This window comes from Weizmannia sp. FSL K6-0777 (genome assembly GCF_038593185.1).
Classification (GTDB): domain Bacteria; phylum Bacillota; class Bacilli; order Bacillales; family Bacillaceae_C; genus Weizmannia; species Weizmannia faecalis.
This window is the reverse complement of sequence record NZ_CP151971.1, coordinates 1,729,692-1,747,059: the sequence shown is the minus strand read 5'-3', so window position 1 is coordinate 1,747,059 and position 17,368 is coordinate 1,729,692. Positions and strand designations below refer to the sequence as shown.

The following is a 17,368-nucleotide window of genomic DNA, read 5'->3' as shown; positions in this document are numbered from 1 at the left end:
TGTGCACGCATTGTTGCATAATTATACAATTCAATAACTATTTATAAGGGGTTGGCCAAATTGGCATACGTTGTCATCAAGTGCGGCGGCAGCATTCTCCATCAGCTGCCGGATGCATTTTTTGAAAATCTGGTGCAAATCAAAGCGCGATTCGGGCTTGAACCTGTCATCGTTCACGGCGGGGGACCGGCGATCTCAGCCATGTTGGAAAAAATGCAGATCAAAACGCAATTTAAAAACGGGTTGCGCGTTACGACCGAGCCGGTGTTAAACGTCGTTGAGATGGTGCTTTCCGGCTCCATCAACAAATGGATTACGCGCCGGCTCTCGCAGGCGGGGGCCAAAGCGGTCGGCATCAGCGGAACCGACTCACGGCTTTTAACTGCCAGGAAGATTGAGACACCGAATCTCGGGTATGTCGGGGAAATCGAATCTGTAAACGAACAGGTGCTGCTTGCTTTATTGCGACAGCAGTTTATCCCAGTCATTTCCCCGGTTGCGACGGATAAAAACGGCCAGCGCCTGAATGTCAATGCTGATTTGGCAGCAGCCGCGGTTGCCCGGAAAATGAACGCGCGTGTTTGGATGGTGACGGATGTCCCCGGGGTCATGATGGAAGGGAAAGTGCTCCCTTATCTTACCCCCGGACAGGTTGACGGGCTCATCCAAAAACAAGTCATTACCGGTGGCATGATTCCGAAAGTCCGGGCAGCAGCGGAATGCATCCGGTCCGGCGTAAAAGAAGTGGTGATTGTGGACGGGACAGAAGAAGACAGCCTCCTGTTTTTGGCAGGCGGCGGAAAAACCGGGACGAAATTTACAGGGAACGGGGTTTTGATCGATGGATAAGATGACGCAAACGGTAAAAAAGCAAGCACTTATGCAAACGTACAGCCGGACGCCGGTAAAGTTTGTAAAAGGAAAAGGCAGTTATGTATGGGATGAAAATGGAGAAAAATATTTGGATTTTACTTCAGGCATTGCCGTTTGCAATCTCGGCCATGTCCCCGAAAAGGTAAAAACCAAGGTGACCGGCCAGCTGGACCAAATCTGGCATACTTCCAATCTGTTTGAAATCGGGCCGCAGGAAGAGCTGGCTGAAAAACTAGCAGCACAAAGCGTATTTGACCGGGTGTTTTTCGCAAACAGCGGCGCGGAAGCCAATGAAGCGGCGATCAAACTGGCCCGCCTTGATGCAAAAAAACGCGGAAAATCGGGGCCCATCGTCACCTTCAAGGCTTCGTTCCACGGCCGGACACTCGGGACATTGTCGGCAACGGCACAGGAAAAAATCCAGCATGGCTTTGAACCGCTTGTGCCGGGATTCACCTATTTGCCGTTTAACGACATCACGGCACTCCGCGATCTCGAAAAGCTTAAGCCCATTGCCGTCATGTTTGAACTGATTCAGGGGGAAGGCGGCGTCATCCCTGCGGAACAGGATTGGGTGGATGCCCTTGTCCGCACGTGCAGAAAGAACGATTGTTTAATCATTGTAGATGAAGTGCAGACGGGCATGGGCCGTACCGGTACACTGTTTGCCTATGAACAGTACGGCTTCGAACCGGATATCATGACGCTTGCAAAAGGGCTGGGGTCCGGCATTCCGATTGGCGCCATGCTCGCGAAAGAAAAAATCGCGCAAAGCTTTACGCCCGGTACGCACGGCAGCACTTTTGGCGGCAACCCGCTATCTGCGACAGCCGGTCTGGCAACGCTTGAAACGTTTGCGGAAGAAAATATCATCGAACATGTCCAAAAACAAAGCATCGATTTTTGGACAAAATTGGAAGACTTGAAGACGCAATTTTCTTTTATTAAAGAAATCCGCGGGAAAGGGCTGATGGCCGGCCTTGAAACGGAAATGGAAGCTGTAAAAATCACCCGGGCGGCATTGGCTGAGCATTTGCTTGTATTAACAGCAGGCCCGCATGTTGTCCGTCTGTTGCCGCCGCTTGTTATTACGGAAAAGGAAACGGCGCTTTTTGCAGAAAAAATGAAAACTGTTTTTACTAAGGCAAGCCAAAACAATCTTTAACCGGCAAAGAGACAAGGGAGGACAGACATCGTGACAAGCGGATATCTTATTCTTGAAACGGGAGAAATTTTTGAAGGCTTTTTTGCGGGAAACCCCGCTGAAACAACGGGAGAAGTGGTATTTAACACCGGCATGACGGGGTACCAGGAAATGCTCACCGACCCGTCGTACACCGGGCAGATTCTGGTGTTTTGTTACCCTTTAATCGGCAATTACGGCGTAAACGGCGATGATCACGAAAGCAAAAGCATCTCGGCGCGCGCGGTTGTGACCGGTGAAATATGCGCAAGCCCGAGTTTTTATAAAGTGGAAAAGACGGCCCTATCCTTTTTGGAAAAGTCGGGTGTCCCTTGCCTTGCAGGAGTGGACACGCGCGCGCTTGTAAAAACGATCAGAAAACGCGGCACTGTGCGCGGCCTTGTTTCAACGTCCCGCGATCAAAAAGTGCCATGCGGCGGCGATGAATTTTTCGTAGCCGAAGTGGCCATAAAACAACCGGAAACGTATGGAGATGGCCCTTTGCACATTGCTTTGATGGATTTCGGCTACAAAAAATCCATTTTGCAATACTTGCTTGACCGCAACTGCAAAGTGACCGTCGTGCCCTTTGATTTTACGGCAAAACAAATGGCGGAACTTGCACCTGACGGCATTGTCATTTCAAACGGCCCTGGGGATCCTGCTAAACTAGCCGAGTGGCTGCCGGAAATCAAAAAAGTAAGCGCCGCTTATCCGGTGCTTGGCATTTGCCTCGGCCACCAGCTATTGGCACTCGCTTACGGGGCAAAGACGAAAAAGCTGCCGTTCGGCCACAGGGGCGGCAACCATCCGGTTAAAGATTTAAAGACTGGAAAAGTGTTGATGACAGCCCAAAACCATGGCTATGTTGTCGATGAAGCATCACTTGCCGGATCGGAACTCGAGCTTTCCTTTAAGAATGTGAATGACGGCACGGTTGAAGGCTGCATCCATCCGGACTTGCCGGTCTATTCCGTCCAGTTCCACCCGGAAGCACATCCGGGGCCGCGTGATTCCGAATACATTTTTGACCACTTTTTACAACGAGTACAACAAAGAGCGGGAGTTTTGTCTTATGCCATTCAATAAATCGATCAAAAAAGTGCTTGTGATCGGCTCCGGCCCGATTGTTATCGGCCAGGCCGCCGAATTTGATTATGCGGGTACGCAGAGCTGCCTTGCCTTGAAAGAAGAAGGAATTGAAGTCGTGCTTGTCAACAGCAATCCGGCAACGATCATGACTGATGAAGAAATGGCCGACCGGATTTATTTTGACCCGCTGACGGTGGAGTCGATAGAACAGATTTTACAAAAAGAGCGTCCGGACGGCATTATCGGGACATTGGGCGGGCAAACCGGCCTGAATCTCACCGTCCAGCTCTATGAAGCGGGGATTCTCGATAAGTATGGGGTACAATTGCTCGGGACACCGGTGGATTCGATCCAGAAGGGGGAAGACCGCGAAAAGTTCCGCCAGTTGATGCTTGATATCGGGGAACCGATCCCGCCGTCAAAAATTGTGGAAAATATGGAAGACGGGCTGGCATTTGCGAAAAAAATCGGCTACCCCGTCATTATCCGCCCCGCTTATACGCTTGGCGGCTCCGGCGGGGGATTTGCAGCCAATGATGAAGAACTTCGGGAAGTGCTCCAGCGCGGCCTTGACCTGAGCCCGATCCACCAGGTGCTGCTTGAAAAAAGCATCAAAGGCTGGAAAGAAATTGAATACGAAGTCGTGCGCGATGCAAACGACACGTGCATCATTGTCTGCAATATGGAAAATATCGATCCGGTCGGAGTGCATACGGGCGACTCGATTGTGGTCGCGCCATCGCAGACTTTATCGGATGTGCAGTACCAGCTGCTCCGGGACGCTTCTTTAAAAGTGATTCGCGCGCTCGGGGTGATCGGCGGGTGCAACATCCAATTTGCGCTCGATCCCCACTCCGACCAGTACAATATTATTGAAGTCAATCCGCGCGTCAGCCGGTCATCCGCCTTGGCTTCGAAAGCAACCGGTTACCCGATCGCCCGCATTGCCACGAAATGCGCAATCGGCTATCATCTGGATGAAATTTTAAACCCGGTAACCGGCAACACGTTTGCTTCCTTCGAACCGGCCCTTGATTATGTTGTCGTGAAAATTCCGCGCTTTCCGTTCGACAAATTTACGGAAGCGGACCGGAAACTTGGCACGCAAATGAAGGCGACCGGCGAAGCAATGGCGATCGACCGCACATTTGAAGGAGCGCTTAACAAAGGAATCCGTTCGCTTGAACTCGGGCTTTCAGGTCTGTTCTATCCGGCGCTTGCTGAAAAACAGCCGGATGATTTGGTCCCACTTTTAACGGAAGCGACCGATATCCGCCTGTTTGCGGTGGCGGAAGCGATGCGTAAAGGCATGGCGCTGGATGACATTGAAAAATACACGGAAATCGACCGCTGGTTTCTTGAAAAAATAAAAAATATCGTGGATATGGAAGAAACATGCAAGCAATATACGATCGATACGATGCCGGCTGCTTTGCTGCGCGCAGCCAAAAAAATGAACATCAGTGATGAGTGTCTTTCGGCATTATGCGGATGCAGCGAAAAAGCGGTGCGCGAAAAAAGAAAACAGCTCGGGCTTATGCCGGTTTATAAACTTGTGGACACCTGTGCCGCCGAGTTTGAGGCGCAAACGCCGTACTACTATTCCACCTGGGGCGGCCGGGATGAAGTGGAAGTATCAAACCGCCCGAAAGTGCTGATCATCGGTTCCGGACCGATCCGCATTGGGCAGGGAATTGAATTTGATTACTGCTCGGTCCATGCCGTTATGGCGCTCAAACAACTTGGCTATGAAACGATTGTTGTAAACAACAATCCGGAAACGGTCAGCACCGATTTTTCAATGGCGGATAAATTGTATTTTGACCCGCTGCGCCCGGAAGATTTGCTGCATATTATTGAAAAAGAGCAGGTGGCAGGCGTCTTCACGCAATTCGGCGGCCAGACCGCGATCAATGTCGCATCGAGCCTTGAAGCTGAAGGCGTGAAACTGTTTGGAACGAACGTGGAACAAATCGACCAGCTTGAGGATCGCAACCTTTTTTACAAGCTGCTGGATGAGCTTGGCATTCCGCATATTAAAGGGCATACCGCCTATGATGCAGAAGAACTGAAACGGGGGGCAAAAGACCTGTCGTTTCCGGTGCTTGTCCGCCCGTCCTATGTTATTGGCGGACAGTCAATGTTCATTTTTTACCACGAAGACGAACTCAACGCTTATGCGGATGCGTTGAAGTACGCAAGCGAAAAAAGCTGGCCGCTTATGATTGACCAGTATTTGCCGGGTACGGAATGCGAACTCGACTGCATTTGTGACGGGGAGAAGGTGCTCATCCCGGGCATTTTTGAACATATTGAAAAAGCGGGCGTCCACTCCGGCGACAGCATGGCCGTTTATCCGCCCCAGCATTTAAGCCCGTCTGTGCAGGAAACGCTTATCCGGTATGCCGAAAAAATCTGTTTAAAGGGCAAAATCAAAGGCATTGCCAATATCCAGTTTTTAATTTATGAAGGGACCGTTTATGTGCTGGAAGTGAATCCGCGTGCTTCAAGAACCGTCCCAATTTTAAGCAAAGTCACCGGCATTCCGATGATTGATCTCGCCATTGCCATACAACTCGGAAAACCGCTTGCAGAAAAAGGGCTTCCTGCACCGCCGGAACTTGTCGCCGTGAAGGCACCGGTATTTTCCTATATAAAACTGAAAGATGTCGACCCTGTTTTAGGGCCTGAAATGAAATCAACAGGCGAAGTGCTCGGCCTTGCCCGGACATTCGGGGAAGCACTCGAAAAAACGCTTCTGTCCGTCCATGACCCGGTGTTTGAGCCGCCGCTTGAAGAACAATTTGTATTTTGCTCGGTGACGGACCGCGAAAAAGCAGCCGCGCTCCCGGTATTGAAAACATTGGCGGACAGAGGCTACCGGATTGCCGCAACGGAACATACGGCCCGGTTCCTGGCGAAAAACGGCGTGGCGGCGGAAACAGTAGGCCTTGAGGATGCCTCCGCCTTTTTCGAACAGCAACCCGTAACCGCTGCGGTGGTCATCCCGACAAAAGGGCGGGACCAAAGAAGGGGCGGCAGCAAGCTGCGTGAAGCAGCGATGCGTTTCCATATTCCGCTGTTTACCTGTCTGGATACATTGGAAGCCATTACCCGCTATGCCACAGGGACAACGCCAAAAGTGGCCCCGCTTCACGATTTTAACCGTATAAAAGCAGAAGTTTAGCAGAAAGGAAGATACAGATGGCGACATTGGCCCGTACGAAAAAGAAAGATTTTTTAACAATCGGCGCGCTGCAGGAAGAGGAGTTGAACGATCTGCTTCAGGAAGCGGCCGCTTTAAAAAAAGCGCATAAAGAAGGGAAGGAGACCCCGTACTTAAAAGGGAAAGTGCTCGGAATGATTTTTGAAAAATCATCCACGCGCACCCGGGTTTCTTTTGAAGCCGGCATGCTCCAGCTCGGCGGCCACGCTCTTTTCCTCAGTTCAAGGGATATTCAGCTCGGGCGCGGCGAGACGATCCATGACACGGCAAAAGTGTTGTCGCGTTATGTCGACTGCCTGATGATCCGCACATTCGCGCACGAAACCATCGAGTCTTTTGCGCGCCACGCAGATGTCCCTGTAATCAACGGGCTGACCGATCTGCACCATCCGACCCAGGTTTTGGCTGATTTGCTGACCATTCAGGAATATAAAGGACAACTGGCCGGGCTTAAAATCTGCTACCTCGGGGACGGCAATAACAATATGTGCCACTCATTGCTCGAGGGGGCGGCAAAGGTGGGCATGCATATGTCCGTCGCTGCCCCGGAAGGCTATTTGCCGAATGCCGGCATTCTTGCCGAGGCTCAAAAAGAAGCGGCCAAAAAAGGGGTCTGTATTGAAGTGGGCCAAAACCCGGAAGAAATGATCCGGAATGCCGATGTGGTCATCACCGATGTGTGGGCGAGCATGGGGCAGGAAGACGAAACGAAGAAACGGCTCGAAGATTTACAAGATTATCAGGTAAATGAATCATTATGCAAACTGGCAAAAAAAGATTTTCTTTTCCTCCATTGCCTGCCCGCCCACCGCGGCGAAGAAGTCACGGAGGCGGTCATTGACGGCCCGCATTCCGCGGTTTTTGACGAGGCGGAGAACCGGCTCCATGCCCATAAAGCCATTTTAAAAAAACTACTGGAAAATGTTGAATGAATCCGATATAATAGGTGTATAAAAATTCAACTTCAATATTAATTATACAAAGAGGTAGGGAGAGAGAAATGGCAAAGGAAAAAATTGTATTGGCCTACTCAGGCGGTTTGGATACATCCGTATCGATTAAATGGATTCAGGAAAAATACGGCTATGATGTTATTGCTCTTGGCATTGACGTCGGCGAAGGCAAAGATTTAAATGCGATCCGCCAGAAAGCGCTGAATGTCGGTGCAATCAAAGCTGTGATCATAGATGGGAAAGAAATGCTTGCAAAAGATTATATATTGCCGGCATTAAAGGCAAATGCGCTCTATGAAGGAAAATATCCGCTGTCTTCTGCGATTAGCCGCCCGCTTATTTCAAAGCTTCTAGTGGATGTCGCGGAACAGGAAGGCGCCGTTGCCGTGGCGCACGGCTGTACCGGAAAAGGGAACGACCAGGTCCGTTTTGAAGTGTCCGTTCAGGCGCTGAACCCGAACCTGAAAGTCGTTGCGCCTGTCCGTGAATGGGGCATGACCCGCGATGAAGAAATTGCATATGCGGAGAAAAACAATATTCCGATTCCGGTAGACTTAGATAATCCGTTTTCGATTGATGCCAATATATGGGGAAGAGCGTGCGAAGCCGGCGTCCTTGAAAATCCTTGGAACGAAGCGCCGGAAGCAGCATTCGACTGGACTGCGCCGGTCGAAATGACGCCGGATGAGCCAGAATATATTGAAATTACGTTTGAAAAAGGCGTCCCGGTTGCCTTAAACGGCAAAGCGATGGGCCTCGTCCAAATGATCGAAGAGCTGAACCTGACAGCCGGCAAGCATGGCATCGGCAGAATCGACCATATTGAAAACCGCCTTGTCGGGATCAAATCGCGCGAAGTATACGAAAACCCTGCTGCAGTCGTGCTGATCAATGCCCATAAAGAACTGGAATTTTTAACGCTGCCGCGTGAAGTGACACAATTTAAAACAACGGTGGAACAGCAGTTGACCAAAATCATTTATGAAGGACTCTGGTATTCGCCGTTAAAGGCCGCGCTCGATGCGTTTGTCGAGGAAACACAGAAAACGGTCACCGGCACGGTCCGCGTGAAACTGTTTAAAGGCACCCACACGGTAGTGGCAAGAAAATCCCCGTACAGCCTGTATAATGAAGAACTGGCGACCTATTTGAAAGGCGATTCGTTTGACCATAATGCTGCAGTCGGCTTCATCAAACTGTGGGGGCTGCCGACAAAAGTATTTGCCGAAATCCAGGAAAACGGGAAAGTGCTAAATCAATAAGCCATTTGGCCGCTGTTCCTGATGTTAAATCATAAGCACGGCAAATTTCAAGGTTGGAACCGGCCCGTTCAGGTATTTTTCACTTGTTTACCGGGCCGGGAGAAAACGGTAAAATATCCGGAAGGCTGTGGCGGTTTGCCGTGCAGCCTTCATTTTTTAATTCTATTGCAGCAGGAGGAAATGACATTGTCAAAGCTTTGGGGCGGACGTTTTACAAAGGAAACGAATCAGCTTGTTGAAAGCTATACAGCTTCGATCGGATATGACCAAAGGCTTGCTTTTGAAGATATTGAAGGGAGCCTTGCCCATGTCCAAATGCTCGGCGAATGCGGCATTTTGCCTGAAAACGATGTGGAACAGATCAAAGCAGGGCTTCGGAAAATTGCCGAAAAAATCAAAAACGGAGAAGCAGCATTTACAGTTGAGAATGAAGATATCCATATGAATATCGAAAAAATGTTGATGGATGAAATCGGCCCTGCCGGCGGGAAGCTGCATACAGGGCGGAGCCGGAATGACCAGGTTGCGACCGATATGCACCTGTATGTCCGGAAAACGACAAAAGAAATGATCCGCCTGATTGCGCTCGTCCAGGAAGCCATCGTGACAAAAGCAAAAGAAAACAAAGAAACGATGATGCCCGGTTACACCCATCTGCAACGGGCGCAGCCGGTGTTGTTTGCCCATCATCTTCTCGCCTATTTTTGGATGCTGGAGCGTGATAAAGAGAGATTTTCAGATAGCCTGAAGCGGACGGACTGGCTGCCGCTCGGTGCCGGGGCGCTTGCCGGGACGACTTTTCCGATTGACAGGGAACGGACGCGCGAACTGCTCGGATTTTCCCGCATTTATCCGAACAGCCTGGATGCTGTCAGCGACCGCGACTTTGTGCTTGAATTTTTGGCAAATGCCGCTATGTTGATGACGCATATTTCCCGTTTGTCGGAAGAACTAGTGCTGTGGTCGAGCCAGGAATTCCAGTTTATCGAGCTGGATGATTCTTTTTGCACGGGGTCAAGCATTATGCCACAAAAGAAAAATCCCGATGTCCCCGAACTTTTGCGCGGGAAAACGGGAAGGGTGTTCGGGAACCTCATCGGGCTGTTGACCGTCCTGAAAGGGTTGCCGCTTGCCTATAATAAAGACATGCAGGAAGATAAAGAAGGCATTTTTGATACGGCTGATACGCTTCAAGGGGCGCTTAAGCTGCTTGCGCCGATGATTGAAACGATGAAAGTGAACCGGGAGAAGATGTTCCGGGCTGTCTCGAACGATTACGCGAATGCAACCGATATTGCCGATTATTTGGCAAAAAAAGGGCTGCCGTTCCGTGAGGCGCATGCGGTGATCGGGCAGATTGTCCTTTATGGCATTCAGCACGGCAAGTATTTGCTTGACCTGACACTGGATGAATACCAGTCGTTCAGCCCGCTTTTTGAGGCCGATATTTTTGAAGTGCTGAAACCGGTTCATGTTGTAAAAATGCGGAACAGCGCCGGGGGAACAGGACATGCACAAGTGGCGGCACAGCTTCAGATGGCGGAAAAACAACTCCGCAAACCGGATTGAACAAGCGGATGCAAACGTGGCTACGGAATCAAAAGCATAAGAAACGGGCTTCTTACGCAATCGTCAGGCTTTTAATCAGGCCGGATCCTTCGCTTCCAACTAGAACTGTATGATAACAGCTCCCAGGATGCCGGAAAGTGTGGTACAATAAATCATTATAAACCTTTTAATCTTATGCTAATGCATCCTGGAATAGGCACACAAAGCCCTAGGGCCGGGAAATTGGGAGGAAAAGCTTTTGGTTGACACTGCAAGACGCATGAACCAGTTACCGACGTTGATATTCAATGAGCTTTTAGCGTACAAAAAGAAAAAAATAGAAGAAGGCAACCGGATGATTGACTTAAGCATCGGGAGTCCGGATCAGGCACCGCCTGTTTTTGTAATGGAAGAAATGGCCCGAAATGCAGCTGACCCGCGCCAATACGGGTATACAATTTCCGGGATCGGAGCTTTCTACGAGGCGGCGGCCCGGTATTACGAACAGTTCGGAGTGAAACTGGATCCTGAACACGAAATCATTCAGCTTGCGGGTTCCCAGGATGGCATTATCCATCTTCCACTCGTCTTTTGTAACCCCGGCGATATCATTCTCGTACCGGATCCCGGTTATACAGCCTATGAATCAGGGGTAAAACTGGCGGAAGCCGTACCTTATCCGATGCCACTTCTGGAAGAGAACGGATTTATGCCGGATTTGTCAAAAATCCCGGAAGAGATCGCAAAAAAAGCGAAAATGATGATGCTGAATTTTCCGGGCAACCCAATCCCGGTGCTTGCTGAGAAAAAGTTTTTTGAAGAAGCCGTCCGATTTGCAAAACAATATGATCTCGTCGTCGTCCACGATTTTGCCTATTGTGAACTCGTCTTTAACGGGAAAAAGCCGGTCAGTTTCCTGTCTGTTGACGGGGCAAAAGATGTGGGGGTTGAATTTAATTCCTTATCGAAAAGCTTTAACCTGGCGGGGGCACGGATCGGTTTTCTGGCAGGGAACCGGGAAGTGATCCGGCTGTTTGCCCAAATGAAATCGCATATGGATTACGGCATTTTTGAACCGGTCCAAAGGGCGGCTGCCGCTGCTTTGGCAAACGGCAAGGAATTCGCGCGCCACAATGCTGCACTGTATGAGAAAAGAAGGGATTTGTTTGTTTCCGGATTATCGCGGATCGGCTGGGAAATCCGCCCGTCTGATGCTACGATGTTTTTGTGGGCCAAAATCCCGGAAGGCAAAAAGTCCCTCGCTTTTACATATGAACTGATGGACAAAGCCGGCGTTGTGGTTACGCCTGGCAACGCCTTTGGTCCCCACGGCGAAGGATATGTCAGAATCGCGCTTGTACAGGATGAAGAAAGGCTTATGGAAGCTGTCCGCCGCATTGAAAAAAGCGGCGTGCATTTGCCGCAAAAAGCGGGACTCCTTTAAGGGGCCCGCTTTTTGCATGTTGGGGCGGCCAAGCCGGCTGTCAACGCATATTATGTGAATAATTTCACATAAATATGTGAAAGTTTCCCTTGTTCCCTGAAAATAAGATAGACGCTCACAATGAAATGCGGTATGATAGGAATATAGAATGATAATCATTATCAATGAACAGACGCTATTTCTCTATCTCTGGGAGGGGCATACCATGGTCTTGACCGAACTGAAACCCGGAAGCAAAGGGATTATTACAGATTTATCAAGCATTGATCAAAGTATTCAAAGGCGCCTTCTTGATTTGGGTGTGCTTGAAGGCCGGGAAGTTTGTTATAAATGCGGATTGCCTTTCGGCGGGCCTTGCATGCTTGAAGTCAGCGGGCAGTGCATCGGCATCCGCAAAAAAGAAGCAATGCGGATCCAAGTGGAGTGTTTATAATGCAGGTCGCTTTATTTGGAAACCCCAATACAGGAAAAACATCACTCTTTAATGAGCTTACCGGATCATATGAATATGTTGGAAACTGGACAGGTGTTACCGTTGAAAAAAAGGTGGGCCAGCTGAAGGAAAATGCCGGGGTGCTGATTGATTTGCCCGGTATTTATGCCTTGAACCCGCTTTCCAAAGATGAAGCGGTGGCATCGAGATTCTTAATTGAGGAAGACTTCACATCCGTTTTGAATATCGTCGACGCTTCCCAGCTCGCACGGAACCTGCATTTGACCATCCAATTGATGGAGTACGGAAAGCCGGTTCTGATCGGGCTGAATATGATAGATGTTGCAAAATCGCGCGGCATGAAAGTGAATGATCGTTCGCTTGCAGAAGCCCTCGGCATTCCGGTCGTGCCGATTATTGCAAGGACAGGAAAAGGATGCAAGACCATATCGGAGCAGATGCAAGAAAAGGCGGTTGTGCCCGATTTCCGTATTGATTACGGCGATGAATTGGAGCATGCGGCGACCTATCTCATGGACCAGCTGCCGGATTTCCGGTCATTGAACAAACGATGGCTGGCGCTCCAGTTTTTGGAAGGCAATGAAGTGATTCGCCAAATTCCGGCGTTTATGAATGTAAAGCCGGAACTCGAAGATTTTTGCGCGGGTGTGGAGCGCAGGCTCCGTGCCGCCAACCCGCATACTTCCATTAAGCAGGAAATGTTTAAAAAGCGGCAGCAATTTATTGACAGGCTAATGGAAACCGCTGTTGAACAAACGGCGGCAGAAAAGAAAACGCTGACGGAGAAAATAGATGCCGTCGTCACGAATAAATACCTTGGCGTGCCGATCTTTCTTGTGATGATGTATTTGGTATTTTGCATTACATTCAACTGGCTCGGCACCCCTTTATCGGATTGGCTTGACAAGTTTTTTTCAGGCCCGCTGACCGCCTGGATTGAAGCAGGGTTGAAAGAAGCGGGGGCAACACCGTTTATCCGTGATCTTGTGTTAAACGGGATTGTGGCCGGAGTTGGCGGCGTTCTCGTTTTTGTGCCGCAAATTTTTGTTTTGTTTTTCTTTATCTCGGTGATTGAAGATTCCGGATATATGGCACGGGTAGCGATGGTCATGGACAGGGTGATGGAGGCAGTCGGTTTAAACGGAAAAGCATTTATTCCGCTGATTATCGGCTTCGGCTGCAATGTCCCCGGCGTCATGGCAGCAAGGACGATTGAACAGCCGAAAGAGCGGCTGTTAACGACGCTTTTGACCCCATTGATGTCCTGTTCTGCGCGGCTTTCGGTCTACAGTTTGTTTGTCGCGGCTTTTTTCCGCCACCATCAGGCACTCATTGTCCTGTCGCTGTATGTGCTCGGCATTGTCGTTGCGCTTTTGCTTGCCAAAGTATTTTCAATGGTGGTAAAAACGGAAGGTTCTGTTTTTGTCATTGAACTGCCGCCGTACCGCGTGCCGAATGCGCGGAGTTTGTACAGAAGCACATGGGATAAAGGGAAAGGTTTCGTCCGGAAAGCAGGGACTTTGATTTTCGGTGGCACGGTAGCCATTTGGCTCATTTCGAATGCGGGGCCGGGCGGATTCAATGTGCCTGTCGATAAAAGTTTTATGGCGATCCTATGCGGATGGATTGCGCCTGTCTTCAAGCCGCTCGGTTTTGGAACATGGCAGGCCGCGGCTGCCCTTCTGACCGGTTTTATGGCAAAAGAAGTGGTCGTTTCGACGATGAACGTCCTCTATTTTGTTCCAGACGGCGCATCTCTGGCAGGTGTGATTTCCCATGCTTTTACACCGCTTTCGGCCTATAGTTTCATGGTATTCATTCTTTTATACATTCCATGCCTTTCGACCGTGGCCATTATCCATAAAGAAACCGGTTCGGGGAAAGTGACGCTTTTTTCGATCGCTTATGCACTTGTGATTGCTTACTTGATCGCTTTTCTGATTTACAATATTGGGCGGTTCATCGCTTTTTAAAACGGGGGAATGTTCCGATGTTATTTAGTATTTTGCTCGGTGTTGTGATTTTTGCTTATGCGGCATTTACGCTGATCCGTTTTATCAAAAAAAGCAGGGAAGGGCAGTGCGCTTCCTGTGCATTGAAAAACCACTGCAATACAGCAAGCTGTTGTGCGCCGGACGCTCCATCTCGGGCCAAAACGGCAAAAAGCTGAAAATACCGGGCCGCCCTTTAAAAGGTGTGCCCGGTTTATGATAGGCAGGGGGTTCGCATTGGCGGAAACCGTGTCCGGCGTTCCGTCTGTTTAGATTTTTTTGCTGCGGTATGGTAAGATTAACAATGTCCAAACAGGTATAATGGCAGCCGGTTCCGGGGCCGTCCCGTGCCGGGTAAATAGAATTTCAGGAAAAAGGCAGATGAGGGTTCAATCTATGAGCAAATATAATGATGATTATATGATTACAATGGATGATATCGTCAGGGAAGGCGATCCGATTTTAAGAAAAGTGCTGGATGAAGTGAACATGCCGCCAACTGAAGAAGACAAAGCGGAACTGCGCTGCATGCTCCAGTTTTTAAAAAACAGCCAGGATCCGGAGATTGCCGGCAAATGCAATTTGCGTGCAGGCGTTGGATTGTCCGCAAATCAGATCGGCCTTAATAAAAGGATGTTTGCCGTTTATATTGCGGATGAAGACGGTGAAAAGGCGTACACGGTTTTTAATCCAAAACTGGTCAGCCATTCGATATCGATGATCTACCTTCCGCAAGGGGAAGGCTGCCTGTCGGTTGACCGGAAAGTGGATGGTTTTGTGCCGCGTTATGAACGGATTAAAGTAAAGGCATACGATTTGGACGGGAATGAAGTGCTCATTAAATTAAAGGGCTATCCCGCGATTGTTTTTCAGCATGAGATGGACCACTTGAACGGGATTATGTTCTATGACCATATTAACAAGGACAATCCGTTCGCCCTTCCTGCAAACACGGATATCCGGAGCGTGTATGAATAAACAGCTTGCGCAAACGGCAGCCTGCCCGGCTGCCGTTTGATGCATTATTCTCTTGTGCGGAAATAAGCATTCAGCTGGCCGCGGATGACTTGTTCGCGCATCGTGCGTTCATTGTATTTTTTCTCTTTCATATATTCTTTGCGGATTTCCGCAGTCTGGATGCCTTCTTCACGTTTATTGGCGATGTCCATCAGGCGTTCAACATCGGTAAATGAATATTTCCGGATCCCTCTGTTTGTCCGTTCCGGGAAAATCAATTTCCTTTCTTCATAGTAGCGGATTCTTCTTTCACTTAAGCCGGTTAATTCACATACCGTTCCGATCGAGATGACTTTCTTTTCCAAGTATGATTCATTCGTTGCCACCGGTGCATCCTCCCTTTGTAAGGTGTTTTTATTAATATATACCAAAAAAGCCGTTTAGACCATCTTTGTGTAAGAAAACCTGACAAAAATATACGTATTTTTCATCGGCACGTGAGATTACATAACAGCAGTCCTTTGATGTTCATTTTGGATTGCTCTTACGCGGAGTTGAGTTCTTTCCAATTTATCCATATAATAATTCAAGACTGGTTTCTCTGCAGGAATGGCGGCTTCCCGTGGCCGGCTTAAAAGCGGGACAGACAGTTTCCCGTGCGCTTCCCCGGCCGGCAGGGGTTAAAGTGCATACAGGAAAGAACGGAAAGACGGTGAATGCTTTCGCCATAACCGAAAGGGGAGTAGCACAGATGAAATCATCCAGGCTCATTTTTGCAGCAATCGTATTGATCGTCATGTTGCTCGCCTTAAATGAGTATCTGACCCATAAAGAATCGGCCCAAAAATCCGCGCAAAATAACGCTGCTGCCAAAAAACTGCTCGATGTGCCGATTATCAGGCAAATGGATGCGCCCCGCCTTTATAACGGCTGTGAAGTGACAAGCCTCGCGATGCTGCTTGTCGATAACGGTTTTCATGTGACCAAGAATCAATTGGCGGAAGAAATCAAGTATGTGCCGTTTACCTATAAAAACGGGCAGCACGGCAATCCGAACGCAGGTTTTGTCGGGAACATGGAGGATGGTCCCGGGTATGGCGTGTACCACGGCCCTGTTTTTGAACTGGCCAAAAAATATGCCGGCAAAAGAGCGGCGGATTTAACGGGACAGCCTTTTTCAAAAATCCTGGAAAATGTTGAGGAAGGGCATGCTGTCTGGGTGATTACGACAGCCCGGTTTCAGCCGGTTTCTGATTTCAAAACATGGGACACGCCCCAGGGAAGTATTAACATCACATACAGCGAACACAGTGTTGTCATTACAGGGTACGATCCAGGCCATATTTATGTGAATGACCCGTATGGAACAAAAAATAAGCAGCTTGGCCGTGAAGCATTTGAGAAAGCGTGGAAGCAGATGGGCAGCCAAGCTATTGTAATCCGATGAACAAAAAGCTTGGCGGAAAACGAGCTTCAAGTGGTTGGATTGCCCTGTAAAGCGCAAAAAGCTGCCGCCCGTGAATGTATGTTTGTATAGGGCCCGGCATGTCCGGTTATATTATCCAAAAATGTCCCTTGTACATGTATGTTGCGTTCAAACCTTGAAAGGCAGGGCTTTTCATTTCAATATTGTCTGCGCTTTCCTTTATAATTCTTTAAGACTGTAATAAAATCAAAGTAAAGGTAGGTGCAGAGTATGGACGGGAAAAAGATGGCCGGGGAGAAAGCGGCGGAACTCGTAGAAGATGGAATGATTGTCGGACTTGGGACCGGCTCAACCGTTTATTACACGATAAAAAAATTAGGGGAACGGGTGCAAAGCGGCCTGCACATCACCGGCGTGCCCACGTCGCGTGCGACAGCAAAACTTGCGCGCGAATGCGGCATTCCGATAACAGACTTGAACGATACGGCGCAAATGGATATGACCATTGACGGAGCCGACGAGGTGGACCCTTCCTTAAATGGCATTAAAGGCGGCGGCGGGGCGTTGTTGTTTGAAAAGCTGGTGGCAAAGGCATCAAAAAGAAATATCTGGGTGGTGGATTCCCGGAAAATGGTTCAACAACTTGGCGCTTTTCCGCTGCCGGTGGAAGTGGTCCCGTTCGGATACAAGCATTTGATGAAAACGTTTGAGCGGGAAGGATTAAACCCTGTCCTCCGGATGAAAGAAGGCCGGCCGTATGTAACAGACGGCGGCCACTATATCGTGGATATAAAGCTCAAATCGCCTGATATCGGCGCGTTTGGAGCCTGGCTTGATGGTTACACAGGTGTTGTTGAACACGGGCTTTTTCTCGGCATTTGCGATCTTGTTGTCATCGGGGACGGCAGCAAGGTATATACCAAGAACCGGGCGGAGGCAAAGAGCATTATTTTGTGAAA

At 49.3% G+C, this 17,368-nt stretch carries 15 protein-coding genes; 14 read left to right on the top strand and 1 reads right to left on the bottom strand.

Annotated elements, in window-relative coordinates; translation table 11 throughout:
• Positions 1-60 precede the first annotated feature (60 nt).
• The 12 genes from argB to def all read left to right on the top strand — a co-directional run bounded on the left by argB (position 61) and on the right by def (position 15,004).
• Complete coding sequence (gene argB, locus NST70_RS08135; protein ID WP_014098232.1) at positions 61-849, top strand: acetylglutamate kinase; 789 nt, start codon at positions 61-63, stop codon at positions 847-849.
• Complete coding sequence (locus NST70_RS08130; protein WP_014098233.1) at positions 842-2,038, top strand: acetylornithine transaminase; 1,197 nt, start codon at positions 842-844, stop codon at positions 2,036-2,038. The genes argB and NST70_RS08130 overlap by 8 nt, the downstream gene beginning before the upstream one ends.
• Before the next feature lie 30 nt (positions 2,039-2,068).
• Complete coding sequence (locus NST70_RS08125; RefSeq protein WP_014098234.1) at positions 2,069-3,145, top strand: carbamoyl phosphate synthase small subunit; 1,077 nt, start codon at positions 2,069-2,071, stop codon at positions 3,143-3,145.
• Complete coding sequence (gene carB / locus NST70_RS08120; protein ID WP_211062131.1) at positions 3,132-6,335, top strand: carbamoyl-phosphate synthase (glutamine-hydrolyzing) large subunit; 3,204 nt, start codon at positions 3,132-3,134, stop codon at positions 6,333-6,335. The genes NST70_RS08125 and carB overlap by 14 nt, the downstream gene beginning before the upstream one ends.
• Positions 6,336-6,352: 17 nt before the next feature.
• Positions 6,353-7,306 carry an ornithine carbamoyltransferase gene (argF, locus tag NST70_RS08115; RefSeq protein ID WP_035189940.1) on the top strand — a complete coding sequence of 318 codons (954 nt, stop codon included), beginning with the start codon at positions 6,353-6,355 and terminating at the stop codon, positions 7,304-7,306.
• A 68-nt stretch (positions 7,307-7,374) separates the two neighbouring features.
• Positions 7,375-8,589 carry an argininosuccinate synthase gene (locus NST70_RS08110; protein WP_179234420.1) on the top strand — a complete coding sequence of 405 codons (1,215 nt, stop codon included), beginning with the start codon at positions 7,375-7,377 and terminating at the stop codon, positions 8,587-8,589.
• A 186-nt stretch (positions 8,590-8,775) separates the two neighbouring features.
• Complete coding sequence (gene argH, locus NST70_RS08105) at positions 8,776-10,158, top strand: argininosuccinate lyase (protein WP_342476146.1); 1,383 nt, start codon at positions 8,776-8,778, stop codon at positions 10,156-10,158.
• Between the two features lie 238 nt (positions 10,159-10,396).
• Entirely contained in the window at positions 10,397-11,581 is a 1,185-nt protein-coding gene (locus NST70_RS08100) for an LL-diaminopimelate aminotransferase (RefSeq protein ID WP_035189943.1), read from the top strand.
• Positions 11,582-11,786: 205 nt separating this feature from the next.
• Positions 11,787-12,014 carry a FeoA family protein gene (locus tag NST70_RS08095; RefSeq protein ID WP_026104508.1) on the top strand — a complete coding sequence of 76 codons (228 nt, stop codon included), beginning with the start codon at positions 11,787-11,789 and terminating at the stop codon, positions 12,012-12,014.
• Positions 12,014-14,008: a ferrous iron transport protein B gene (feoB, locus tag NST70_RS08090; protein ID WP_035189945.1), complete on the top strand. Its 1,995-nt coding sequence runs from the start codon at positions 12,014-12,016 to the stop codon at positions 14,006-14,008. The genes NST70_RS08095 and feoB overlap by 1 nt, the downstream gene beginning before the upstream one ends.
• A gap of 17 nt (positions 14,009-14,025) precedes the next feature.
• Positions 14,026-14,205 carry a FeoB-associated Cys-rich membrane protein gene (locus NST70_RS08085; RefSeq protein WP_014098242.1) on the top strand — a complete coding sequence of 60 codons (180 nt, stop codon included), beginning with the start codon at positions 14,026-14,028 and terminating at the stop codon, positions 14,203-14,205.
• Between the two features lie 217 nt (positions 14,206-14,422).
• Positions 14,423-15,004 (top strand): peptide deformylase, encoded by a 582-nt coding sequence (def, locus tag NST70_RS08080; RefSeq protein ID WP_014098243.1) that lies wholly within the window; start codon positions 14,423-14,425, stop codon positions 15,002-15,004.
• A gap of 44 nt (positions 15,005-15,048) precedes the next feature.
• On the opposite strand, the gene NST70_RS08075 is transcribed toward def, so the two are convergent.
• Positions 15,049-15,369 (bottom strand): MerR family transcriptional regulator, encoded by a 321-nt coding sequence (locus NST70_RS08075; RefSeq protein ID WP_014098244.1) that lies wholly within the window; start codon positions 15,367-15,369, stop codon positions 15,049-15,051.
• A gap of 365 nt (positions 15,370-15,734) precedes the next feature.
• Between NST70_RS08075 and NST70_RS08070 the strand changes: the two genes are divergently transcribed.
• On the top strand, positions 15,735-16,430 hold the full coding sequence (locus NST70_RS08070; protein WP_014098245.1) for a C39 family peptidase: 696 nt from the start codon (positions 15,735-15,737) through the stop codon (positions 16,428-16,430).
• 249 nt (positions 16,431-16,679) lie between these two features.
• On the top strand, positions 16,680-17,366 hold the full coding sequence (gene rpiA, locus NST70_RS08065) for a ribose-5-phosphate isomerase RpiA (RefSeq protein WP_342476142.1): 687 nt from the start codon (positions 16,680-16,682) through the stop codon (positions 17,364-17,366).
• Positions 17,367-17,368: the final 2 nt, after the last annotated feature.